16 protein-coding genes, 1 pseudogene and 1 riboswitch are annotated in these 25,807 nt (G+C 34.7%); of the genes and pseudogenes, 9 read left to right on the top strand and 8 right to left on the bottom strand.

Annotated features, from left to right (window positions below):
• Positions 1–5: 5 nt before the first annotated feature.
• The 7 genes from LS41612_RS12410 to LS41612_RS12380 form a co-directional block, all read right to left on the bottom strand.
• The gene (locus tag LS41612_RS12410; RefSeq protein WP_137034856.1) at positions 6–2,186 is read right to left on the bottom strand and encodes a TnsB C-terminal domain-containing protein; all 2,181 of its coding nucleotides are present in this window, start codon (positions 2,184–2,186) and stop codon (positions 6–8) included.
• Entirely contained in the window at positions 2,162–2,812 is a 651-nt protein-coding gene (locus LS41612_RS12405) for a TnsA endonuclease N-terminal domain-containing protein (protein ID WP_024361759.1), read from the bottom strand. Before LS41612_RS12405 ends, LS41612_RS12410 begins: the two co-directional genes overlap by 25 nt.
• A gap of 438 nt (positions 2,813–3,250) precedes the next feature.
• A complete protein-coding gene (locus LS41612_RS12400; protein ID WP_024361758.1) occupies positions 3,251–4,819 on the bottom strand; it encodes a glycoside hydrolase family 10-like protein in 1,569 nt (522 codons plus the stop codon).
• Positions 4,820–5,249: 430 nt separating this feature from the next.
• A complete protein-coding gene (locus LS41612_RS12395) occupies positions 5,250–6,029 on the bottom strand; it encodes a GNAT family N-acetyltransferase (RefSeq protein WP_024361757.1) in 780 nt (259 codons plus the stop codon).
• A 467-nt stretch (positions 6,030–6,496) separates the two neighbouring features.
• Positions 6,497–8,353, bottom strand: a complete 1,857-nt coding sequence (locus LS41612_RS12390) for an alpha/beta fold hydrolase (RefSeq protein ID WP_024361756.1) — start codon at positions 8,351–8,353, stop codon at positions 6,497–6,499.
• Between the two features lie 57 nt (positions 8,354–8,410).
• Positions 8,411–8,977, bottom strand: coding sequence for a TetR/AcrR family transcriptional regulator (locus LS41612_RS12385; RefSeq protein WP_024361755.1), 567 nt, complete (start codon positions 8,975–8,977; stop codon positions 8,411–8,413).
• Positions 8,978–9,514: 537 nt separating this feature from the next.
• The gene (locus LS41612_RS12380) at positions 9,515–10,408 is read right to left on the bottom strand and encodes a LysR family transcriptional regulator (protein WP_024361754.1); all 894 of its coding nucleotides are present in this window, start codon (positions 10,406–10,408) and stop codon (positions 9,515–9,517) included.
• Positions 10,409–10,691: 283 nt separating this feature from the next.
• On the opposite strand from LS41612_RS12380, the gene LS41612_RS12375 reads away from it, so the two are divergent.
• Together LS41612_RS12375 and LS41612_RS12370 are read left to right on the top strand one after the other, a co-directional pair.
• Entirely contained in the window at positions 10,692–11,240 is a 549-nt protein-coding gene (locus LS41612_RS12375) for a cupin domain-containing protein (protein WP_024361753.1), read from the top strand.
• 169 nt (positions 11,241–11,409) lie between these two features.
• On the top strand, positions 11,410–12,207 hold the full coding sequence (locus LS41612_RS12370; protein ID WP_024361752.1) for a dihydrodipicolinate synthase family protein: 798 nt from the start codon (positions 11,410–11,412) through the stop codon (positions 12,205–12,207).
• Between the two features lie 543 nt (positions 12,208–12,750).
• Here LS41612_RS12370 and LS41612_RS12365 read toward each other — a convergent pair.
• Positions 12,751–14,550, bottom strand: a pseudogene (locus LS41612_RS12365) (S9 family peptidase).
• A 491-nt stretch (positions 14,551–15,041) separates the two neighbouring features.
• Positions 15,042–15,238: riboswitch (cobalamin riboswitch) on the top strand.
• A 170-nt stretch (positions 15,239–15,408) separates the two neighbouring features.
• On the opposite strand from LS41612_RS12365, the gene LS41612_RS12360 reads away from it, so the two are divergent.
• From LS41612_RS12360 to LS41612_RS12330, 7 genes are all read left to right on the top strand, one after another.
• A complete protein-coding gene (locus LS41612_RS12360) occupies positions 15,409–16,140 on the top strand; it encodes a DUF4430 domain-containing protein (RefSeq protein WP_024361751.1) in 732 nt (243 codons plus the stop codon).
• Between the two features lie 108 nt (positions 16,141–16,248).
• Positions 16,249–20,055, top strand: a complete 3,807-nt coding sequence (locus tag LS41612_RS12355) for an S-layer homology domain-containing protein (protein WP_024361750.1) — start codon at positions 16,249–16,251, stop codon at positions 20,053–20,055.
• A gap of 71 nt (positions 20,056–20,126) precedes the next feature.
• Positions 20,127–21,662: an S-layer homology domain-containing protein gene (locus tag LS41612_RS12350; RefSeq protein ID WP_024361749.1), complete on the top strand. Its 1,536-nt coding sequence runs from the start codon at positions 20,127–20,129 to the stop codon at positions 21,660–21,662.
• Position 21,663: 1 nt separating this feature from the next.
• A complete protein-coding gene (locus LS41612_RS12345) occupies positions 21,664–22,521 on the top strand; it encodes a DUF4430 domain-containing protein (protein WP_024361748.1) in 858 nt (285 codons plus the stop codon).
• Positions 22,521–23,402: an energy-coupling factor transporter transmembrane component T gene (locus LS41612_RS12340; protein ID WP_024361747.1), complete on the top strand. Its 882-nt coding sequence runs from the start codon at positions 22,521–22,523 to the stop codon at positions 23,400–23,402. Before LS41612_RS12345 ends, LS41612_RS12340 begins: the two co-directional genes overlap by 1 nt.
• Positions 23,375–25,027 (top strand): ABC transporter ATP-binding protein, encoded by a 1,653-nt coding sequence (locus LS41612_RS12335; RefSeq protein ID WP_024361746.1) that lies wholly within the window; start codon positions 23,375–23,377, stop codon positions 25,025–25,027. Before LS41612_RS12340 ends, LS41612_RS12335 begins: the two co-directional genes overlap by 28 nt.
• Positions 25,006–25,701 (top strand): ECF transporter S component, encoded by a 696-nt coding sequence (locus LS41612_RS12330; RefSeq protein ID WP_024361745.1) that lies wholly within the window; start codon positions 25,006–25,008, stop codon positions 25,699–25,701. Before LS41612_RS12335 ends, LS41612_RS12330 begins: the two co-directional genes overlap by 22 nt.
• Positions 25,702–25,807: the final 106 nt, after the last annotated feature.

Genomic DNA, 25,807 nt, shown 5'->3' with positions numbered 1-25,807 from the left:
ACCACCTAAAGTGTGATTGATTTTCTTTTATTTTTATTTTTGTTTTTTTCTGCGTTTATTAAATGTTCATAGTAGTTTGTTTCTGTGATTTCAGGATTAATGATATTTAATTTGATTTCATCTTTATCTAAACTAGTATTACCCGCCGTAGAATGTTTTTCTTTTTGATTTAATTTTTGTTCTATGATTAAATCATGAGTTGATTTGAATTCAATATTCTGTTTATTACTAGGATTAATTTTTGAAATATCTTCTGCCTTAGCATCCTTTCTGACATCAATAACTTCTTGGTGTAGATTTTGTTGTTCTTTTTTTAACCTTACCTGTACTTTTTTCTTCTCTTTATTTTTCGAGTCAATTTTATATCTTTTTTTATAGGATTTTAATTCAGCTAATAGATTTCTAAGTTTTCTATCGTTAATTGCATTTTCTTCTAAAAAAGCTTGGAAAGCATCCATAGGATCTTCATCTTCGATATAATGGAAATATCGTTCGCGCTTAAATTTGTTTATTGCATCTCTTAATTTTAAGGAGTGCTGTACTGTTCCCCAATAGCCACTACAAGTTAATACCCCATATTTTGTGCCATCTTGTCTATAAACTACAACTGACCGAAGATCCTCAGTATTAATCAAAATTGTTACATTTTCATTTACCATTGAAAAATCTCTACTAAGTTCAGGGCTAGTATAACGTTCATGTTTATAATGTATATATGGCCTCCTGCCTTGATCTAAATTTCCTTTAATTCTTCGTACACAAGTTATTGGAAATAAATTAACTAAGGCTCTATTTTCTACTGGGATTGTAGAAATATGCATACCTTGATTAATCCTACTTTCAAATACCTCTAAAGGAGTAAAGCCATCATTACCGTCATGTGGTGTTGCGTTGTAATTTGCTATAATTACGTCACATAACTCCTCTATCGCATCAGAGGTAATAGAAAATTTTATAGCATTCTTCTCAGCATCTTTTCTTCGAGGATCCATTACATTACTACCTGTAGTTGAAGGTAGCCGATGAAAACTGTTCTCTTCAATACTTCTGAAAAGCCGCTCAATAATTGGCCTATTAACTGGAACTGCTACAGGCCCCATATTTATAGAACAACCGATTTGTTTTGTTAATAAATTTTTTATTTCATTTGAAAGGTGTGATTTTGCATTGTCATAACATATTTCATCCCAAATGCCGTATTCAGCTTCAGAAAATTTTGATGAGGGAAAACCTGCATTTTTAGAATAGTTTAATCCTGGTATAGTAAGAGTTTTAGGTTTCCAAGGTAAAATTGATGATTGAAAACACTTCTTAACATCTTCTTGGTTATATTCCTTATTGAAAGATAAATGGTAACCTACAATTGCCCTTGTTGCGACGTCAACAACAGTTAATAACCAAAAACGATTAAGTATATCTATTATTTCTTCTCCCTTGGGTGTTTGATATACAATTGCGGATATTACATCAAGTTTATGGCCATCAAATTCTACTCTTTCTAATGGTCTAGTAATTGTTGAATTCGAGTTATTAGAATTGTTAACATTATTTAAAATCATGGAGGATTGCCCTCCATTAAGATCAGCTACTTCACGGATATAGTTATTTGAAACATCTTTAATAAATCTTTCAACGGACTTTCGGGCTAAACTAATTGTGTTAAAAGGATATTCATTAGGTCTAATACCGATCTTCCTACATTCATTAATGAATTTCCTATGCAAATTTTTATAACTAATTTTACGTTCTCTAGCGCTAATTTTTGCTTTAGATTTATTAAAATACTCTTCTATTAAGAAGATTTTTAATTCAGGGTAATTTTTCAAAAGTAATTGGAAAGCACCTGAATAATTAGTTGGATTTATGTTACAAATCGTTTTACGATTATATGGGACAACAGCTTGATAATGTACTAATCCTCTATAACCCAGAATTTTGTTTACTTCATCATACATAATACAGCGGGAAGCAAAACGATATATTTCACTCCTTACAATCCCTGTTATTTCTACTATTTTATCTATGGGAATATCGGTACTGAAAAAGAGATCAATTGCCTTCTTCCGCGATTTAAACGTATGTAGTTCATTCGCTGTCATATCCCCTGTATAAATATCTTCCCAATTAGTAATATCTAAATCATTAATAGGTACTTTATCTGTTAGGTATCTGCGCATATCTTCCATACCTCCGTATTCTTCCCTAAATGCCGTGAATCTAAATCACACTTAATATATCCGTTATATAAAAGAATACATATAATATTTATCAATTCACTTGTTTCAATATTTGTTTCAAGTGTTATTTGTTGTATTGATTTTGGATGCTCAATAATATGCTTCTTAACTATTTCTACCTTTTCTTCTTTTGTTGCCAGTGTATTATTGATTTGACGTATTAAAAGCTTTAAATTTGATAGTTTAATAGGGTTAAGTATTATTTCATTTTCCGTCTTAATTAAATGATTCGCTTGATTTGCTTTGCACCATAGTCGTTGTACATTTATTTGTTTCTTTACAGAATCTTTATTTAAATCCTTAGAATATTTTATTTCTATAAAAAGCTGCTTCCCATTTTTGTATTTTACCCACATATCTATAATAGAGAATTGTTTTTTATTTTCTTCTATAATCTCCATTTTTATCGCCTGTTCACAAAAATCAATTATGTTTGGATCCGTTTCTATTTGTATCCAATGCTGATATTCTAAATCGCTAAATAAAAAAACATTTCGTTTTAATTTATTGCTAAAAGATTCCCACCTATTGTTGCCAAATTTTTTACTAGCAGAAGTAATTAATGGTTTATACAAAAATATCACCCCGTTATATAAATTGAATATTCTGAAAATAATAAGTATGGATATTCTTGTCTTTATTATACAAAATCCGTACATTCTTGTCTCTAAATTTAGACAAGAATGTACGGACTTCTTTTTTTAAAATGCTATTATACCAGTTATCAAGTAAAATATTTAATGTCTGGACATTCTTGTCCATATACATTTAATTACTAACGATACATAAAGTTTCTCACGCGTGACTGTGTGATTCTCTTTTCTTTTGTTTTTAAGCATTTGTAGCAACTGTTACGACCTTTGATGGTTCGTAACCTGCCCCTTACTGATATATCTCCAGGCCGTATATAGAGCTGCTTTACAATAAGGAAAACTAAATGTTCCTCTGCGTTTAACTAACTCATGGAAACAACCTCGTAAGCTATAGTTACGAGGTTGTTATGATTAAACTTTTCAGTTTGACTGGTAAGGAATTCCATCTTTTAGAACAAAAGCAGTTTTACTTTCCACACCTGTAGCAGATATAGACTTTATACCATATGTGTATACTTTACTCCTATTTGCCTTCGTATCTACATAAATCGTATTACCTTGTGTGTTATAAACCACGTCCACTATATTTTTAGCGTCTTCATATGATCCTTCTTTTGTTCCATCAAATCGATATATTACATATTTCCTTGGTTGAGTACTATTTTCATCTGTAATAGTAAGCTTCATGCCGAAAGACTCTTTACTCAATTTAACATCAGTTGGACGTAAAGGTATTGCAGAGTCTTTCCAATAAATTGAAGGTGTTAAAGCTTTATAATTGTATAGTTGCTGATTTAGATAAGAAGCATGTCCAAGAGCGTTATTGTTAATACTTCTTAGAGAAAAATGCATTTGTCCTTGAGCATTATTATTTGCTCTGTTGGCGTTTACTTGGCTGATAATTTCCGTCTTATTATTCCACGCAGTATCAGAATCATTTCCAACTTTATGATTGGCCATGCCAATATATAGATTAACAGGATGGACTTTTGCGTACGTTTGAACTTCTCTTCCCCACCAATCTAATAAAACCGAGTAATTTGCTGCTTTATGATTTCTAGACCAATAGATTTGAGGCGCAATATAATCGATACTACCATCTTTAATCCACTGTCTTGTATCAGCATAAAGATCATCGTAGTTACTCATTCCATTCGTGTTACTACCAGTAGAATCTTGCTTTTTGTTTCGCCAAATTCCAAACGGAGATATTCCGTATTGAACATGTGGTTTAATTGCCTTAATGCTTGCATAAACCTTTTTAACTAATTCATTAACATTATTTCTGCGCCAGTCTTCAATATTATTGAATGAGCCACCATACTTTTTAAAAGTTTGTTGATCTTGAAAAGTCTCTCCTTTTATTTTATAAGGATAGAAGTAATCATCCATATGTACTGCGTCGATATCATAGTTGCTTACTAATTCTTCTATGGTTGATAATAAGTAATTTTGAACTTCCGGCAAACCAGGATCTAAATAGTATTGTTTACCGTATTTCACTACCCAATTAGAATTTTTACGGGCTACATTATCGGCAGCAAGATTAGACAAAGATTGCGATGGCATCGTGACCCTATATGGGTTTACCCAAGCATGAAGTTCTAATCCTCGCTTATGTGCTTCGTCCAGCATTATTTGCAATGGATCAAAACCCGGATTGGTCCCTTGTGTCTTGCCTGTTATATACGATGACCATGGAGCAAGCTTAGATGGGTACAGTGCATCATTTAATGGCTTAACTTGAAAAATAACTGTATTAAAGTTATTAGCTTTTAATTTGTCTAAGGTACTTTGAACCCATTGAGTATATTGGGTTTTACTCATACCTGCCTTCATATCAATATTAGAAACTGTTGCAATCCAGGCTGCACGCATTTCATTTTGAGGTAGTGAATTAGCTGTAGCCTTTTGATTTGTAAAACCAGGGATAAGTAAAAGTAAAACAAAAAAAGTTACTAAGCACTTTCCAAAAAAATTTTTAAACATAAATATTGAAATCTCTCCTTTTAATTCTTAGCTATTCAAACCTAGCTGTTACTATAACCTAAGTAAATACCATTTCAGCCTATTCTATAAAAGTAGGAACTGATTAATCCTTCTAAATTTTGTCGGCAGACCCCCTATTGGTAATTTCAATTGTTTGCGAAGCTCGGTGGAAAATTTTTTTCTGTTTCTTCGCTCACTATATAATACCACAAATACCCAATTATTCTCCCTTCACTGGTAATTTCTATTTCCAATCATTTGGTCAATTGTTAAGTTTGTGTGATAAAGTGGACCATAAAAAGATTGATTATTTCGGAAAGCGAATATTCAACTAACGCACGCCATTAGTTGAATACGCTTATTCCACAATCGCTCCCTTTAACGGAATAACACATGAGCTTCTATTAGCTAGTTTTTTAAGTACAAGGCGCTACTGCTTGGTAGAAGGTGACTGGCAGCCATAAGAGTATGCAAGACATAGAAAACCACTCTTTTCTAAGATAGGCCTACTCATTGAACTGGCGTCAACAGTAAGGAAAGGATGCCCATTTTCATATGCCTTTTTTGCACGAGTAGCTAAAAGTGCTGTATAATAACCTTTTCCTCGGAACAACGGTAGTGTTGAACCTCCCCATAAGCTGGCGAAAGAGGAATTTTCCTCTAAATACATCCAAGCTGCACTTACAAGCTGACCATCTTCATAAATTCCATAAAGGTATAGGGATTCAGGATTATTCTGTTTATCTCTCCAAAGTCTTTCTCCCAGTTCAGCATGCGGTACATTCCAGATGGCATCTTCTAGAACTATAATGTCTTGAATGCCTTGTTCATCTGTTATTTCCTTTAAATTGAAGTGTTGGTCATAATTAAGCAAGGGGTGCTGTTCCTCTAACTTCATGACCATTAGTGCTTCAGGGTCATCTACTGTGAATCCTTCTTGTTCAAGAATATCTTTCAAACTAGCAGGCTTGTCATAGTTATACACCTTCCACTCAAAATCTTGTTCAAGGTTACTAAAATAGTTTAACTCGTTCTTAATAATTTCTCTTACATCACTTTCGTTTACATTAGATGAGATAATGAACCCTTTTTCACCAAACTGTGAAATGTGACGCACGACATGTTCTGTTTCCTCTCTTATGTAACCTTTTACTCGAGCCTCTTGTCGAAGTTCTTTGTGGAATAGTGAGATATATTCATTTTTATCCATGGGCGACCCCCTGTATTTTAAAAATTCTTTTCTAACGAATCTTAATCCTTTAATTAGATTAGTACCAATTATTTCAAAAGAAGACGTTCGACTCAATCTTTTTTTTCGTAAAAAAGACGCTTTTCCTTGTTCCATAATCGCGCCCTTTAATTGAATAACAATTAACCCTCTATAGCTGGTTTAGCTCAATAAAGAAAAAGGAGCTGTCTTGCACCTCATTTTATTGAATTTTCTTTATCTTTTCTTAATGCTTCAACTGATGTAATTTACTAATTTTCAAAATAATATTAGAGCTATGAGACGTATCGAGATTCAGAAACGCGTACCGTTGCCCATCTCGATTACTCTCCCAGCGCATAATAAAAGTCTTTATCCTTTGTCAAGATAAGGGTAATTACATGCCATGCGTAAAGAGCAATACTTTGTTCAATTCGCATTTTACTACCTTAGGATACGGATATACACTCTCATGTGCTAGTACTACTATTTTTTATTACCAAATTAGCCGTTTCACTCGGATGGTTAAGAGGAAAATGATGTCCATATGGAACAAAATCAACCTTACCAAGATGCGAAGGAGCAGAATAGCCTCTGTCATAATCCCCCCAAATAATGTGAAGGTTATACTTTGTTACTTCATTGAAATCACCTTGAACGTTTTTCAATAGTAAACTGTTAAGCTGAACAGTAGTATTTAAAATTCTAGGAGAAGTAAAACTGCTAGTAATTTTTTCAATGTAATGTTCAGGGATACTCTCCGTACTTTCAAATAAACCATTACTTAATAAATAACGCTCTATCAATTTAGTAGTTGCCATTTTCAATGTCCATTTGTTCATAAATTGAGGAACATTTATCGATTTAGCCTTTTTTATAGCAACAGGTGGCTGAAGTAAAGTAATTGTATACTTCTTATCTATGTGCTTTTGTACTAATGCTTCCAAAAGAATATACGCACCAAATGAATGGCCAATTAGATGGGCACCATTAGTAGCTTTCTCCAATAACTTCTTCAATACATTCAAATAGATATTTAAAAGATTTTTCTCTCGTTTAAAAGGAGAACGTCCCAAACCCGGAAGGTCCATAATCCATACAGGTCGACCCGATTTTTCATGAAGCTCTTTCCCTAAAGGAAATAAATCCTCTCCATCACTTAATAAACCATGTAATAAAATAAACGGTTTACCCTCTCCTTGTGATTGGTAAATGGTAGTATTGTAACATAATGTTCGTTTAAATAAATGACTGTGCTGGCCATTTTGATACATCATGCGATAATCCAGATCAGCTATTACGGCTGGGGAAAATTTCATTACATTTGTCTCCTTAAACCAATCTTCTCCCATAATCTTTTTCACTGAACCATTTGAAAATGTTCGATTTGTAATAAAGTTTAGCCCATCAGCAGGAATTTTGGTTATTTTGCTTACGCCACTATTCATAAGTGCTTTCATAAATGGCAATGGGGCAGAGATTTTAGGTGCAGTCATATTCATACTTTCTGACATAACATCTAATAATTGTGAAATATTTTGATCGTGTTGCTTATCATCAACAAGTGTATATGTTTGTATAGTTGGTTGCTCCAATCTGAAAACCTGCACAATAAACTTTGCTAGTTCGTCGTTTGCAATAAGTGGTAATCTATATTTCTTACCTCCAGGAATTACTGGCATGAGCCCTTTTCGCATACTCATCACAAGCAAGCCTAAGCCTCCTGTTTGCTCGGTACTCCCTGTTTTACTACTACCAACTACAGTTGGTGGATTAATTACTGAAAGCGGATAACCTATTGTTGATGCCTGCTGACGGATATAAAGATCTGCTAAAAACTTTGTTCTCTCATATGGATTTTTTATTTTCAAAAAATTGTTTCCTTCTTTAAACACATCTATCGCAATTTTGCTATTTTTATCATCAAAGGGACTCATATAGCCTACAACATGAATAAATTGTTGCAATCCCTTCAATTGGTGGATGTTTTTAGCGAATTCACTAATATGTTTGGCACCATTCAAAAATACGGAAGCAGCCTCTTTGCTTGTCGCTTGAATATCCATGGGGCCTCCTGCGTGAATAATCACATCCGTTTTCAATACCCACTCCCTATCTTCAGCACTTAAACCTAAGTCTATTTTCGTCAAATCACCTTCAATAAAGTGCATAACTGCCTCATTTAAGATGCCTCTTTCTTGATAAATGCGTGTTGCTTTGCTTTTCGATCTCACTAATAGAAGAATTGTAACCTGCTCTTTGGCTAATTCCTTCACTAATTCCTTTCCAATAAAACCTGTTCCGCCAGTTAAAAATACTGTTCTCATATAAATCCTCCTTTTAGTACTATTTAGTACTAATTTGGTGTAAAAAAAATGCTTCTTTTATCGAAGCAAGTTAAACAAATGATCTGCTGTTTTCATGATTACAGTTGCATCCTTCAGTGTTTCTGAAATAAATAGCGCTCCTTCAAGATTTGTAATAAAAAGAGATGCAACCTCGTCAATATTAATTGTCTTTTTAAATTCACCATTCTCTACCCCTTGTTTAAGTAATAGAGAAACTTTCGTTTGTAATCCTACGAAAAAAAGACCTATTTTTTCTTTTACTTTTGAGGCATTTGTAGGGCTTTGAATATAAAGCGTAATAAATGGACAGCCCCCCTTATATTCTCTCGTTTGTACTCCTTGTGATAATTGCTTTAAAAACAGTTGGATACGATCTTCAACTAATAATTGGTTTTGAGATAGTAAGCCATCAATTGCAGCTTGATACATTGCAATCCAATAATCGACAACCCCATCCAACAATTCTTCCTTATTAGAAAAGTGATAATACACATTAGACTTTGAAACTTTGCTTACACGAACTAATTCATCCATGCTTGTATAAGCAAACCCTTTTTCTAAAAATAATGTTGCAGCGACTTCAATTACACGTTTTTGATTCATTAATTTTCCTTTTGTCATAATTAGTACTATATAGTACTAAAACAGATGTTGCAAGTATTTTTGTTAGTTTAATAAAAAATAGATAAAAAAAGCTATACTTTAATTGTTTTTACTTTGCATAGTGGTTTTTTGTATAGAATTACAAAGAGATTGGATGGATACACTAAGCGAACTTGGGCTTCACGATGAATGGACTCAATCGCCGGTAGCACTGTTTGCTGGACAACATCTAAAGCATCCTCCTCATCCCTCTTTTATCCATTATCCTACCCAAATTTTATTCTGTCTTATTTTTTTAATCTAACCACTTCCGATCGTTAAGTGACAACCTTTATAATATCTATTTTGCTTTAAAATCATGTATAAACGATAAAAATGAACAATTCGGAACCCCCCTTGAGCATCAAGGGGTTTTGATTTCGGAACTTCCCAACAAATGGACCTTAAGAGAATTCATTGTTGTTTTAGCGTGTTATCCATTGCAACACCACCTCGTTAGGTTCAACTAGGTAATCTTTAATCAGTATCTTTATTGGTTTAATAATTCAAATTAATTGTGGTGGCCTTTAGCTGTTCAATAAACATACGTGTAGCAGCACCCATATATTTATCTTTCCTATAGACGATTCCTACTTCTCGGGAAAGATTAGAATTTACAATTGGAATGACTGTTATTTTATTATTGCTAAGGCACTCTAAATAAGGTTTAGGCAATATAGTCACTCCTACTCCTTTTTCAACCATGTCAATTAACGATTCCATCGTTGTTATTTCAAAAGCTGGCTGAGGGAGAAATCCCAAGTCATTGCAAGATTTATTGATAAGTTGTCTTATAAAGTAGTTTTCAGGAAATAAAACGGACGATGTTGTCCGCAAAACATCCAAATGGACCATTTCCTGTTCTTCTAATGGATGCCCATTGGGTACCGCAAGAGCCAGTTCCTCCTTGTACAAAGAAATCGATTCTAATTCTCTATCTTTCATAGGTAAAAAAACAATCCCTATATCCAATTTATTTTCTAACAAGCTTATCCTAATGTCTTCCGTGCGTAGTCCAAACACAGAAATTTTAATAGCAGGGTATAAACGATGAAAATTAAGTAATGTCGGTGGAATTAGGTAATTTTCAACTGTTAACAATGTTCCGATAGAAATATTTCCTCTTTGGAGTCCGTTTAATTCCTTTATAGCAGTTTGTGCTTGTTCTATTTCATGGAAAATATTCTGAGTATACTTCAGAAGTAGTCTTCCTGATTCTGTAAGTGCCGTCTTTTTACCAATTCGATCAAATAAAGGTGCTCCAATCTCATGCTCCAATAGGCGAATTTGTTGGCTTAAAGATGGTTGGGAAATTCCAATCTTTTCTGCAGCTCTTGTAAAGTGAAGTTCCTGGCATACTGAACGAAAATATTCAAGTTGTCTTAGTTCCATTCTAGGGTCCCCCTCATAAATCAATTTATGGCAATATGTATTGTATCATAGTTTTAACCTATTATTACTATATAAATAATTGAATTGAACTATGGTTTGAGGTGCCCTAAACTGTAATTACAAGCCCAGTTTATAACAGTATTTAATAAAGTGGGTTTCCCTTTCCAACGCTGTATTGCTTTAAATTCACTTAGTCTTGAAAGGAGGTGCCTTTAAGATTTGATAGGGCGATGGAAGCACAGGAAGGTTAAAAAATTCTCAAAAAACCTAGGAGGTTATTAAAATGAGCGATCAAAGAACGGATATTATTAGTTACAAAGATTTTTTACAAAAAAGTACCAAGCCGACTGTTCGTCCTTGTATTTGGAAAGGAACAGATATAAAGGCACAATTAGATGATTCATTGTCTAGCGATTTTATGGGTGATGGCAGAGGCGCAGTTTCGCTGATAAATAAAGATACTGGTGATAAATACGGTGTGACCCCTACTATAAACGCAGTGGTCCAAGTATTGGCGCCAGGTGAACATAATAACCCACACAAACACAGTAATTTGGCTATCTTTATTGTATTTGAAGGAGAAGGCTATAGTATCATTAATGGCGAGAAAATTGAGTGGGAAAAAGGCGATGTATTTGTATCTCCTGCTTGGCTTTCACACGAACATTGCAATACGTCTGATCATGAAAATGCTGTTCTTTATACTATCCAGGATGTACCTACTGTTTCCGGTATGGGGACATGGTTTTTGGAAGAACCTGTTGGGTCAGGAGCAAAACATGTTGTTAAAGAAAATATCACGAATAAGAATGATATTTTACCAGAAAAGTAAAATAACAAGCTCCTGCCAGCAATGAATTTACTCATACCTCTGACAATAAGTTTGTACGGATTCGTGAACACACGTGGAGAGATAGTTCCTCCTCTTATCCGTACAAAGTGGTGGTATTACGTTGGTTCTATATTAATATTATTGGGTAAATAATTGGAGGATATAATTGATGAAAAATCTAAATGTTGCTATTCCAACCCCCTTTCATGATGATGAAAGCTTATATTTAGAAGGTTTCAACCCCATTGTTGAACATTTAAAGAATAACGGAATTGAGTCACTACTTGTATCTGGTTCTACCGGTGAGCAAAATTCAATGAGCATTGATGAACGATTGCAAATCATTGATTACTTTAATAAGCAAAACTTTCAAAATATTGAACTAATGTTTGGTGTTTCAGGTGCGAGAACGAGAGATGCGATAAAACTAATTCAAGCACTTGAGAAATCTGTTTTTGATGCCATTCTTGTCCAGTTTCCACTTTATATTCAACCATCACAAAAACAAGCCATTGCTTATGTTAATGAATTGCTAACACATACTACTAAAAAAGTTGTGCTATATAATAATCCTGCCCGAACTGGATTTAACCTAAGTGTTGAATCCCTGGATGAACTTGTTTCTCAACAACACCCGAACCTTATCGGCCTTAAAGAAGAGTACAATGTGAAGCGTCATAAAAATACACAGTTACCCGATGATTTCATTATGTTTGCTGGAGGAGATGTTGACCTCATAGAAAAAATACTCGGTGGCTGCAATGGACTTTCCAGTATGGTAGGCAATGTTTACCCTAAAGAAATCAAGCAAATTTTAAATGACCTACTAATGAAAAAACCAGTTGACGTTCATAAAATAAATCAACTAATTGACGAAGTGACACATTATCAAGCCATTATTAACATAAAAGAACATTACAATTCCCTTGGTATAAAAGTAGGTCCTTGTCGATCACCCATTAATTAGTAACTAATTTCCACCTACTATACACAGTTGACTCAAACAAACGACTTTTTTGAAACAGCCGCATTTTTCAACATGAGAATGCGGCTTTATGCTGTACAAAACAGAAATGGACTGCGAATGCTTAGTCACTCAATAATCCCCCTGACGTTGGTCAGGGGGATTTTCAATACGAAAATCTAATTATGCCTCGCTCTGTACTCGTTTGTTTAACGTAAAAAAAGCAGTCGCAGCAACTAGGTGTTTCGCTTTGTAACTCCAGGAGCAATTCATATATTCCCTCGCTAGTATTATATTATCTAAACTAAAATGATTTGCCGAGAATGAGGATTTAAATTCGTGCACTAGCACATACAATGTTCTCTTTGCCCTTATAAACGGACGATAAATGGAAAAAGACTAGGGTCTACTGATGTAGAATCTAGTCTTTTTTCACTTCAACTAATATTTCCATCAACTTACGCCCTCATTACTTAAAGAAAGAATTGTTAATACTCTTTAGGTTTTTTCCCAGTTGGGCTTATTTTTCTTTTATCATACGTATCATTATGCTTTCACTTTAGATTCAACGAACTGATTCAAAAATGACAGGATTTTTTGATAAACAGCAATTTCATTTTCTTTTTTAGAAAAGCCATGTCCTTCGTCTTCAAGAAGCATATACTCGACCTCACGACCTTTATCTTTTAAAGCCTGCACGATTTGATCAGATTCCTCTTTTACAACACGCGGGTCATTGGCTCCTTGGATAACTAGCATTGGTTTCACCATGTTTTCTAAATAAGTAATTGGTGAGTATTCAATGAGTTTTTGCTTGTCTTTTTCCGGGTTTCCCACCCACTGATCCATAATGGGCTTCCAGTCTTCAGGAACTGAGTTGATAAATGAGAACAAATCAGATGGACCAAATATATCCACGACGGCTTTGAAATAATCAGCGTGTCTACCGTGGAGCAATAAGGCCATGTATCCTCCGTAACTTCCGCCCATCAATAAAATATTGCCTTTTTTCGCGTAATTATTTTCAATGAGCCAGTCGAGACCAGCTACATTATCAAGTCTTGGACCGTGTCCCCAATCTCCCTCTACCATTTTTGTGAAAGCTAATCCATAGCCTGTTGATCCACGGAAATTTGGCGCAAAAATGCTATACCCATTATTTAAAAAGAATTGGAAGGAAGCTCTAAAAAATTTTCGCTCTGCGGCTTACGGGCCACCATGCGGCCAAAAAATGATTTCACCATTATCATTTTCTTTGTTAGCTTTGAAAAATAAGGACTCTATTTCAAGTCCATCAAAGGAAGAATACGTAATCACATCTGGCTCCACTAATTCACTTTGATCTACGCCTGGAACTGTGTATTCCGTTAAAGAAGTCCATCCATTTTCCTTAAAATAATAGATATTATGTGGCTTCGTCGCACTTCTTCCTAATAAATACAAATTACCGGATTTTGTGACGATAAGTTTTTCAATAATACTGCATGGTGAATCGAGTTCTTCCCAATTATTCAATAACAAATCATGCTTATACAAATGATCTTCTACACCTTTTTCACTGATGACATACAGACACTGCTTTTCTTTGTTATATTTCAACGTAGTAAAGCTTTCATTCTCTAAATCTTTCAATTTTACAAACTCATTTGTCTCTAAATTATAGGAAGCCAAATACGTAAAATCAGCATTGTAATTTGTTAATAAATAGATGAGGTTATCGGATACAAACACTGCGTCACCGACCGTATGTTGCTGATCTGTTGGCGGAGTCAGGAGAATATGCTCCTCTCCTCGTTTAGCGTATAGTAGTGTATTCGTATTAGCAAAATGTTTATAGTAGAGGGCTACCTCTTCATTCGGGCTAAAATCGAGTAAAAAAGTGGGCGCATCTTTTCCCACAAGAACTGTTTTTTCCTCACCTGTCACCAAGTCATAGACATATGCATTTAAATATGTTGGATTTTCTTTCGAAGATGTATAATAAAGCTTGTTCCCATCTTCAGATAAAATGGGCACAGAATTGCGAGTTCCTTCTTCATAAATAATTTTTTTCATTGTTCCACCTTGAAGTGGAATTCCATAAAATTGCGTATTTTCGTCCCCATTCCTGTCAAAACCAGCAATGATAAACCGTCCTTGTTTGTCATAGATAAGCCCTTGGCAGCTTTGGTCAATGAAAGTAAGCTGTGTCGGGAACGTATTTGGTAAATTCATCGCCCATAAATTATACTTGCCACTTAAATTTGTACTGAAAACTAGCTGTTTTTCATCTGGACTCACCGCAAAATCACCAATCGAAAATGTTCGTAAAAACTGTTCTACATCTGGTTTAGAAAAAGATATCAAATTCAACACTCCTTACTTATTTTAAATTGAGTGAAAAGTCTATCTATTTATAAAATATCATTATTACACTTCAATGTATAATATATATGATAAGAAAATGTACTATATGCTATGATTTTACCTTCTGTTTATCATAAAAAAATAAAGAAACTTCCTGATTGATAAATTTCATAGGATTATCTTTAAAGATAACTGCTTCTCCTCAAAAAGCTTCATATTCCCTGAGTAGTAAAGCTTATCTCCCTTCTCTTCCCTACAATATTTTAGAAATCTGTCCCTAGTTTTTCTCAATATTGCGATCTACTACATAACTTGTAATAGCTTTAACAATCGGAAGAGTGGGATATCTATCGGTTTCTTCTTGCGATTATAACTTATATACATAAACAAAAATAATGGAGGTAACTCCATTATTCGATAAGGAATATCTATCCTTTTTATTTAACTATTTGGAAAATGAGGAAAATATGTTAAACTAAACATCAAGTGAATAGCAATTGCAGAATAAAGGTGCTCTTTTAAGAGCTTAATAGGGAATTCGGTGCAAAGCCGAAGCTGTTTCCGCAACTGTAAGTGTAGATGACTACAGAAAATACCACTGTCAAACGGGGAAAAATGCCCCCAGTAGATGGGAAGGTTCTGAATAGGATACACGAGCCAGGAGACCTGCCTTTATTCCATCGTATTAACTCTCTTCGGAAGCTAGGAGAACTTACGGCAAATAGATGGACAGGCATATTATTTTATTATGCTCCTTTTCTGTTTACCTTGGATGCTTCCCTTTTTTAAGAGAAGCATCTTTTTTATTGGAGTTAATCGCAAAAACTTTCACTACAATAAAATTAGGAGGTTTTCAAAATGGTTACTTTTAAAAAATGGTGGCATATAGCGTTCGCTTTTCTTTTAGCTGTTTCGCTATTATCACCGACAGCAAGTGCAACAACAGTATTACAACCTACAAAACAAGAGGCACAAATTGCAACATTCGATGTCCAATTAGCTGTTGACGGTTTATATGGCTCCATCCTACCAGCAACAACAGAGATTGTCTCAACTGGAACTACGGCATTATCACTAATGGAAAATACATTAACAGCAAACGGTATTCCATATATAGTTACTATTCATCCTATCTATGGTCCTTATCTTGAATCTGTTGATGGGCGAGCTAGTGGCAGCTTAAATGGTTGGGATGGTTGGGTATACACTGTAAATGGTATTAGCCCAACTGTTGGTTTAGATGCTTATAAATTAGAGCCTGATGATAAAGTTCATATTTATTATACGACATGGGCTAAGCTGGGCACTGCTAGCACAGTGGATGTAGGACAAATAAATCCAAAGGTTACTGTGGATTTAACGGGTGACCTATTTCTAACAAATGCCTCTAATATTGCTAATTGGACAATTAACACAGGTACTACAGCGTTAACAGCTCAATCAATTACTGTCAACACAGATCAACAAGCAGTTATCACATTTTCTGGTCAAGCTGCAGAAGGTGGTATCTCGATTACAGCCTCTGCAAATGCACTACTTGGTGGTTCAACAAGTGAACCATTAACTATTGACGTAACACCCAATAACTAAGTAATTAAGTACTGAAAAAGTGAATCCATTTTAAAGAAATGCACTTTTTCAGTACTATTGTTTTTTTAGATATTACTAGCAACATCTCTAAAGGAAGTGAGTTTTCAAATGGATATTTTTAAAAAGCAAATACATTTAGTCATTATCTTTATTTTAATATTTTCGCTATTATCCCCTGCTGCCACTGGCAAAGCACAGCATCTTGAAGGAGAAACATACGAGCAAAACACTTCAGACATAAATAACACAGAATTAGACAATCCAAATGAACAATTAACTATGACGCCATTAATAGAGAATGCGCCGAATACAATTAGTGATATTCAATTAAATACGACAGAACCTTTATTTTTAACAATTGGAGAAACATCGCAACTTGCTGTAGCTAGCTCAACAACAGAAGATAGTACCCTAATTGAATGGTCATCGAGTGCTCCTACAATTACAACAGTTGACAATCAAGGATTAGTTACAGCGATTTCAATTGGGGATGCTCAGATTTACGTAAAAGTTGGTGAAGTATCTAAGGCAGTTAATATATATGTTATTACACCTGAAGAACAAAACTTTATAAATTTGGTGAATAACCTCCCAGAAATTATAGTTGCTGATGAGGTAGCAGAACTACAATTAACAGCAGCTCGTAAAACATATAGTGCATTAACACTAGATCAAAAGAAAAAAGCATTAATAAGTAATTACAATAACAAACTTGGTGAAAAAGAAGGCCAACTGGTAGAAGCCTTCATTAATTCTATTCCTTCATTTGATACATTAGATGAAACAATTGCTCAACAATTAATAAATGCTCGTACGAAATGGAACACTTTACTACTAAATGAAAAAAAGAAACTAGTGCAAATAGAGGCTATCTTAATAGAGAAGGAACTGAAATACGTCGGACTTTTAATTTCTACTATTTCGTCATTAGAAATAAGCAATGAAAAGTTAGGTTCACTATTCAATACTACTCGTAAAATATACAAAGGAATACCAGCACAGCAAAAAGTAAATGTAATAAATTACCAAAATCTTGTAGATAAAGAAATTGAATATGTTTTATATTTAATTGACTCTCTTCCTGAAACAATTCAGATTGCTGATGAGGCAACAAAAAAACAATTAGAAGAAGCTCGGACAACATACAATGCCTTAGATAAAAATCAAAAAACTAAAATAAATAATTATCAAGAGCTTGTAGATAAAGAAAACATTTTCACAACAGCCCCTCGGATTCAAGATGTGATATTTAAAATTAACGTGCTCCCCCCTATAGATTCGATTACATGGGCGGATCATTTGAAAGTTAATGCAACACAACAAGCCTATGATAATTTGTCAGCTCAAGAAAAACAATCTGTATCAAATTATAATAAGCTAGAGGCTTTACAAAAGCGATTAGTAGAATTGAAGCCAACAACGATTAAAGCCTACAACTCTGTTGGTCAATATTTAGTATCAAGCTCACCGCAGCCTGTCTATCAATCAGAGTGGACTATTTTAACACTTGCACGTGGTGGTTATGTCAATTTATCAAATAGTTATTATAGTAAATATTATAAAAATATAGAGAATCATGTAAAATCAAACAGTGGCGTAATCGCCTCTCAAGCAACAGATTACTCTCGGGTAATAATAGCTCTTACAGCTATCGGGAAAGATCCTACAAATGTCGCAGGCTATAATTTAGTTGAAAAATTAACAGATTTTAATTTTGTAACACGTCAAGGCATCAACTCTGCGGTCTTCACTTTAATTGCACTCGATACATGGGACTTTGAATTACCTAAAACAGCTACAACAACACGTGAAAAATTAATTAAATATATTTTACAAAGGCAATTAAACGATGGAGGTTTTGCCTATGCTGGTACTGAAGCTGACCCTGATATCACTGCAATGGTCATTCAATCACTCGCTCCATACTATCAAAGTAATGCAGAAGTAAAAACAGCCGTTAATCGTGCAATTGATACATTAGCAGCTATTCAATTACCTAATGGCGGATATAAGTCAGATAACTTTGAAAATGCTGAAAGTGCAGCACAGGTTGTGACTGCTCTAGCAAGCTTAGGGATAAATGCTAACAACGATAATCGTTTTAATAAAGTCATTTCTAATATCATGACATATAGCTCAGAAGATGGTGGCTTTAAACATGTATTAATCGAAAACAAAGCAAATGGCATGGCAACGGTTCAGGTTGGCTATACATTAGCAGCATACAACCGTTTATTAAATAATCAAACTGCTCTTTACGATATGTCAGATACAAAGTCAGATAATACTGGAAATAATCCAGGAGATATTGACAATGGAAGCGATGGAGAAGAACCTTCCAACCCAGATGATAAAGGAAATCAACCTTCTAACCCTGATGGACAACCTTCTGATAATGAAGAAATTGGTTATACGACATTCTCAATTCGAATTTCGTCTTCTGAAGTGCCATTAAAATCAACATCAACTAAATTATTTGCTGGTGAAACTGCTTTTGACGTTTTAAAACGAGTAACATCGGAAAACAGTGTTGCCTTAAGCTATCGTCAAACAGAATATGGAACATATATTGACGGAATTGCGGGTGTTTATGAATTTGACCGAGGTCCTTTAAGTGGTTGGATGTATCGTGTAAATGGTCAATACCCTTCTTATTCTGCGGCACTTTACACACTATCACCTGGTGATTCAGTTGAATGGCTTTATACGACCGATTTAGGTAAAGATGTCGGTGGATATGTAGAAGATGGAAGCGAAAAAAGTGGCCCTCCAGCTGAAGAAAACAAAGAAAAATGCAAGGGTAAAAATACAGAAAATTGCAAAGAGACAGAAAATAATTGTACAGGCGTAGAAGCACAATGCGCTGAAGAAATGAATAAAGGGAATAAAGGAAATGAAGAAAACAAAGGAAACAGAGGAAATGTAGATAATCCAGTTGCTGAAATTACTATTGAAGATGGTAGTAACAAAGCAATTATTACATCCAAACATATTAAAGAATATCTTGAAAAGAATGTACAAAAGTTTGTTATTCAAAGCAAAAATAATTTCAAAATAGAAATTCCAACTTCTATATTTACTAGAATTAAGCTTACAGAAAGTGAGCAAATAATTGCCTCGGTAACGAAAGAAGCTAAAAATAAACAATTCACTGTCAAATTCGGTATTGAGGCTACTAATGGTAAAACAAAGTCAATTACTATAGATAAAGAATATTTAAAAGTTACGCTACTTGCCAACGAGTTAAAACCGAATATGGTCGTTTTACAGCTTGATGGTAGTGAATACAAGCCTGTTCCACATAGAATTGTGAACGGTGAAATTGTTCTATTCACAAAATCTAGTGGTACATTCGTTGTAACAGAAAGTACAGTAACATTTAACGATATTGCCCATTTAGCTAATAAAGAAGAAATTGAATTTTTAGCGAGCCGTCTTGTAATCAAAGGAACTACACCAGAGACGTTTGAGCCATATAAACCAATTACTCGTGCGCAATTTTCAGTATTAATCAGCCGTGCACTTGGTTTACAGGCAAAAGGTGAAAATCCATTTAACGATACAGAAGGCAAATGGTATGCAACAGATATTCAAGCTCTGTTCGAGGCAGGTATTACAAAAGGCACAACTTCTTCAACATTTAATCCTGAAGCTCCGATTACACGCCAACAAGCAGCGGCATTTATGGCACGCATTTTAGAATATTTAAATGCTGATGTGAAAGCCACAGGAGAGGTTAATTTCACAGACGCTAGCAATATTAGCGCTGAATACTTGCCTTATATCGAGCTATTAAATAGCCTGGATATTATGACAGGTAAGCCGGATGGTTCATTTGATCCACGTGCTTCTTTAACACGTGGACAAACAGCAAAAATTTTAAAACGTACGTTAAATATCGCAGGCATCATGTAATTTTCCTTACTAACCCAAGTGATCACAGCATTTGGGTTAGTATCTTTTATAGAATGGAGGTTGTTTTTCAAATGAAACAAAAATTATCGATGTTTATAATGGTACTTGCTTTGTTGTTAATTGTGGTTCCAGTCTCTGCACAGCAAGTATCAACAGTAGATGCTTATGATACAACAGGTCAGTTTTTAGTAAATAAAGCACCAAACCCTTCTTTTGGTGATGAGTGGATTATTATGGCACTTACACGTGGTGAATATAATGTTCCGAAAGGCTATTATGATAAATATTATGAAAATGTCACGAAGCATGTACAATCCGTAAAGGGTAATTTACACAATCGTAAGTATACTGATTATTCTCGTTTAATTATTGCACTCACTGCTATCGGTAAAGACCCTACAAATGTAGGCGGCTTTAATTTAGTAGAAAAATTAAGTGACTTTGACAAAGTAGTATGGCAAGGCACAAATGGTGCTTTTTTTGCCTTAATCGCTTTAGACACATGGGGCTTCGAGCTTCCTAAAAAAGCAACAACTACACGCGAAAAACTTATTCAACATATACTATCAAAGCAATTGCCTGATGGTGGATGGAATTTATCAGGAGTGAAAGCTGATCCAGATATGACAGCAATGGCTATTCAAGCTCTTTCAACTTATAGGGATAGAGAGGATGTTAAGGCATCTATTAATAAAGCACTTGATACATTAAATAACTTACAAGGAGCTAATGGTAGTTACCAAAGCTGGGGAACAACAAACTTAGAAAGTGTAGCACAAGTTATTACAGCACTTGCTAGTTTAAATATTGATGCCAACAAAGATCAGCGCTTTCATAAGTTATTTACGAGCTTTTTCACCTTCTATAATGTAAAAGATGGCGGCTTCAAGCATGTATTAACAGAATCCGTATCGAATGGTATGGCAACAGAGCAGGCGTCTTATACATTAGCAGCATATAACCGACTGATTGAGAGCAAAACAAAGTTATATGATACGTCTGATAAAATAACAAATAAACCATCAACACAGGTTCAGTCAAATCATCCTAAAGCTCCCCCTACTAAAGTGAGCTTTAAGGATATTGAATTTCATTGGGCAAAGTCTGATATCGAAGCTGCAGTAGCTAAAGGATTATTAAAAGGCTATGACGATAATACATTTAGGCCAAATAACAATTTATCTCGTATTCAGGCTGTATCAATTTTAGTTCGCGCTCTTCATTTAACAAGTTCCAAAAATGCACCTTTTACAGACATTAGCTCCTATAATGATGAAACAAAACAGGAGATTGCTGCTGCTTACGAGGCAAATTTATTAGTAAAGTCGGAGAAGTTTGCACCTTCCTCCCCTATTTTACGTAAGGAATTAGCGGTTATGCTAGCAAATGCCTATACATATAAAACAGGCAGACCTTATATACCAACAAACATTGCACCATTAAATGATATTGCGGAGCTATCAAAGGAATCTCAGCAGGCAATTACTTTCTTGTATGATTTTGACATAGCACAGGGCGCAAATGGCTCGTTTAATCCTACTAATTTTATTACTCGTGCACATGCAGCTAAAATGTATATTAATTTCTTAAAGGTTGTTGAAGAATAATATGAATAAAATTTTACACTGCTTACTCGTATCGTTGTTAGCTCTATTTTTAACTGCGTGCAATATTCAAACAGTTGAGCAATTCGAGCAAATGGAAGATCAGGACCGAAGCGCTGACTCCCTCCCTCCCTCTGAACAACTTGAAGCGGAAGAACAAACTCCCTCAGTAGAAAATGACACTGCTGAGGAAAAGCAGGAAGTGAAGGAGTCTGAGATAGGTGACAAGGCCCCACTGGAGGAAATAGATAAAAATTCCCAGCAAAAAACGATAGATGGAAAACAACAACCAAAACATGAAGCGGACAAAAAGCAAGAAGACACCAAATTACCAAGTACAATAACTGATTTGTCTACTACTAAACAAGCTGATAATAAACAACAAACAAAAACAATTAACTCATCTACAGATAAGCAAAAAAATGCAGAACCTAAAAAACGCACTGTAAAAATTTCAATCCGTGTTGATACATTACTAAAGCATTGGGAAAAGTTAGACTCTTCCCTACAAAGTGAGAGATATGTGCCCAAGAACGGCATCATTTTAAAGACAACAACATACGAGCTACTATCAGAGAAGGATACTGTTTGGGATGTATTACAGCGCGCAACGAAGGAGCATAAAATTCAAATGGAATATCAAGGAGCAAACGAAAATATTTATAACAGTGTCTATGTAGAAGGTATTAATCATTTATATGAATTTAGTGCTGGTGAATTAAGTGGCTGGATGTACAAAGTAAATGGTGTTTATCCAAATTATGGTTGCAATCAATACGTATTAAAAGATGGCGATGTCATTGAATGGAACTACACGGTCGATTTAGGTCGCGACCTAGGACATCATTGGGATGGTAACTAATGAAGACATTTGAAACATTTCACCCTATCGTACTTTTTTCTTTTTTTGTAGCTACTATCGGCTTATCCATGATTTTTATGCATCCAATCTATTTAACTATTACAATTTTCTCAGCAATCAGCTTAAATATAGCTTTACGCAGACAACTTTTCTTTAAGGACTGGAAGTTATATGTACCTTTGTTTTTCTTAATGGCGATTATTAATCCAATGATTAGCCATAATGGTCAACTTGTATTACTTTATGTAAATGGTAACGCCATTACTGTAGAGGCCATTTTGTATGGTATCGCAATCGCCACAATGATTGTAGCGATTATGCTATGGTTCAGCTGCTACAATGTCATGATGACATCTGATAAGTTTATTTATCTGTTTGGAAAAGTATCGCCATCTTTATCATTAACATTGTCGATTTCATTGCGATTAGTTCCGCGCTTTAGACATCAGTTAACGCAAATTGTACAAGCGCAAAAAGTAATTGGCATGGATTTTACAACTGGCTCACTATGGCACCGTATTAAATGTACCGTGCAAATTTTATCAATTTTGATTACATGGGCATTGGATAACGCCATTGATACGGCTGATTCTATGAAAGCTCGTGGTTACGGTGTCAAAAAGCGGACTGCCTTTTCTATTTTTATTTTCGAGCGTCGTGACGGCTTTGTTTTGGCAATGATTATATTGCTTTTTTTTAGCAATTTAGTTGCAAGCTTTATTGGTACAACCACATATTATTTTTATCCAACTTTCGGAGCAGTTAAATGGGATATAGCAAGCATTCTGTTTTATATTAGCTATGTCATTCTACTCTCTATTCCATTAGTATTTGAAATCTGGGGGGCATTAAAATGGCGATCGTTAAAATCGACAATGTAAGCTTTACTTATCCTAATGAAGCAATTCCTATTTTAAAAAATATTAATCTAACTATTCAGCAAGGCGAGTTTATCGTGTTAATAGGCCAATCTGGTTGTGGGAAAAGTACATTGCTTCGCCATTTCAAACGAGAATTGCGCCCACATGGCACGGTGACGGGTAATATTTTCTACAAAGATTGTGACTTGGAGAAGCTAAATGCTGAAGTAGCTGCTACTGACATTGGCTATGTATTTCAAAATCCTGATAATCAAATTGTTACAGATAAAGTATGGCATGAACTTGCTTTTGGACTAGAAAGCCTAGGTCTAGATTCACCAACAATTCGCCGCAGGGTAGCCGAAATGGCCAATTTCTTCGGTATTGAAAAATGGTTTCATCAAAAAACAATCGAGCTTTCTGGCGGACAAAAACAATTATTAAATTTAGCCTCCATTATGGTGATGCAGCCCAAATTGCTACTGTTAGATGAGCCAACATCACAATTAGATCCAATAGCTGCATTGGAGTTTATACAGACATTGCATCGTTTAAATAAAGAATTAGGTATTACGATAATTTTAATTGAGCATCGTCTCGAAGAAGTGTTGCCTCTTGCTGATCGCGTACTTATTATGGATGAAGGCAGTATTTTATTTGATGGCCCACCTAAGGAAATTTTAAACTCTTTACCAGCAAATCACGCTATGATTACAGCACTGCCGGCAGCTACAAAGATTTTCCACCTACTAAACGGTATAGGTCCTATTCCTCTTACTATTCGTGAGGGACAACGCTGGCTTAGTAACCAACAATATAACTGTTCTCCCTTACACACACCTCATACAATAACTCAAAATAAATCAGATGTTGTATTAGAGGCAAAGGATGTTGCTTTTCGGTATGAAAAGAAAGGCAGGGATATTGTCCATCATTTTAATTTGCAAGTGAAGGGACAGGAATTTTTAACGATAATAGGTGGAAACGGCACTGGAAAATCAACCGTTCTTGCTATTTTATCTGGGCTACAAAAGCCTTATCATGGAAAAATATTTTTGTTCAGTAAAGCCCTGAAAAGCTACAGTAGTAAACAATTGTACCAACAATTTTTAACTGTATTACCACAGAATCCGAAATCATTATTTGTACAAAAAACAGTACTTCTAGAGTTAAATGACATGGCTCAATTACATAAAGTAACAGAAGCAAAAATTCAAGAAACTGTTCAATTATTCAATTTAACTCATTTATTAAATCGACATCCTTATGATTTAAGTGGTGGTGAGCAGCAAAAATTAGCGCTTGCAAAAATTTTATTAATAGAACCTAAAATACTGCTACTAGATGAGCCGACAAAAGGTCTTGATGCACATTCAAAGGAAGAGCTCGCAGAAATATTAAAAGATTTACAAACTAAAGGGACAACAATCATTATGGTGACACACGATATAGAATTTTCTGCACAATACAGCGATAGATGCGCTCTGTTTTTCGATGGTAGTATCGTATCAGAGGACGAACCACGAGCATTTTATAGTGGAAATAATTTTTATACAACTGCTGCGCATCGAATATCAAGAGATATATTGAGCAATGCGATTACATGTGAGGATGTCGTTACTCTATGCAAAAAAACATTCGATTAATTATTTCATTTATTGTCATTCTAGTTTTCATTCCACTTTCTTTATATGCTGGTATTACAATTTTTGCTGATCGAAAATATTATTTTGTATCGATTGTCATTATGATTTTAGCGTGTGTCCCCTTTTTCCTTTCATTTGAGCGTAGAAAGCCACAGCCACGCGAAATTTTAGTCATAGCAGTGATGTCTGCTATTTCAGTGGCAGGTCGTGCTTTATTTGTTGTTACACCTGGCTTTAAACCTGTCGCAGCTATTACAGCGATTACTGGCTTTTCACTTGGAGCAGAAGCAGGCTTTTTAACAGGGGCAATTTCTGCGTTAGTATCCAATATGTTTTTTGGACAAGGTCCTTGGACACCCTTCCAAATGTTTATGTGGGGAATGATTGGTTTTATTGCTGGCTTGTTAGGTAAAACTCGTTTAATGCATAAAAAAATACCACTTATATTATTTGGTATTTTTGCAGGCATATTTTTTTCGTTTGGTATGGATGTTTGGGGAACAATATCAATGTACGGTGTTTTTAGCTGGAAAGCTTACGCACTTGCATTGACTTCTGCAGTCCCTTTTATGATAATCTACTGTATTTCTAATGTAATTTTTTTACTATTGTTAGCTAAACCGATTAGTGAAAAACTAGACCGAATAAAAAATAAATATGGGATTTTACAGTAATGCTTTGTAAAAAAAGTTGTTTTTTTTTAATCAACGTACTTTAAATCCTTAGTAAGACCAAAACGTTTATATAATGACCTAACAACAAAAGAGCATGTTTTCATGC

Origin of the sequence: Lysinibacillus sphaericus (genome assembly GCF_002982115.1) — a bacterium.
Lineage (GTDB): Bacteria > Bacillota > Bacilli > Bacillales_A > Planococcaceae > Lysinibacillus > Lysinibacillus sphaericus.
Note: the sequence above shows the minus strand (reverse complement) of the source record. Positions and strands in the feature narration are given on the sequence as shown.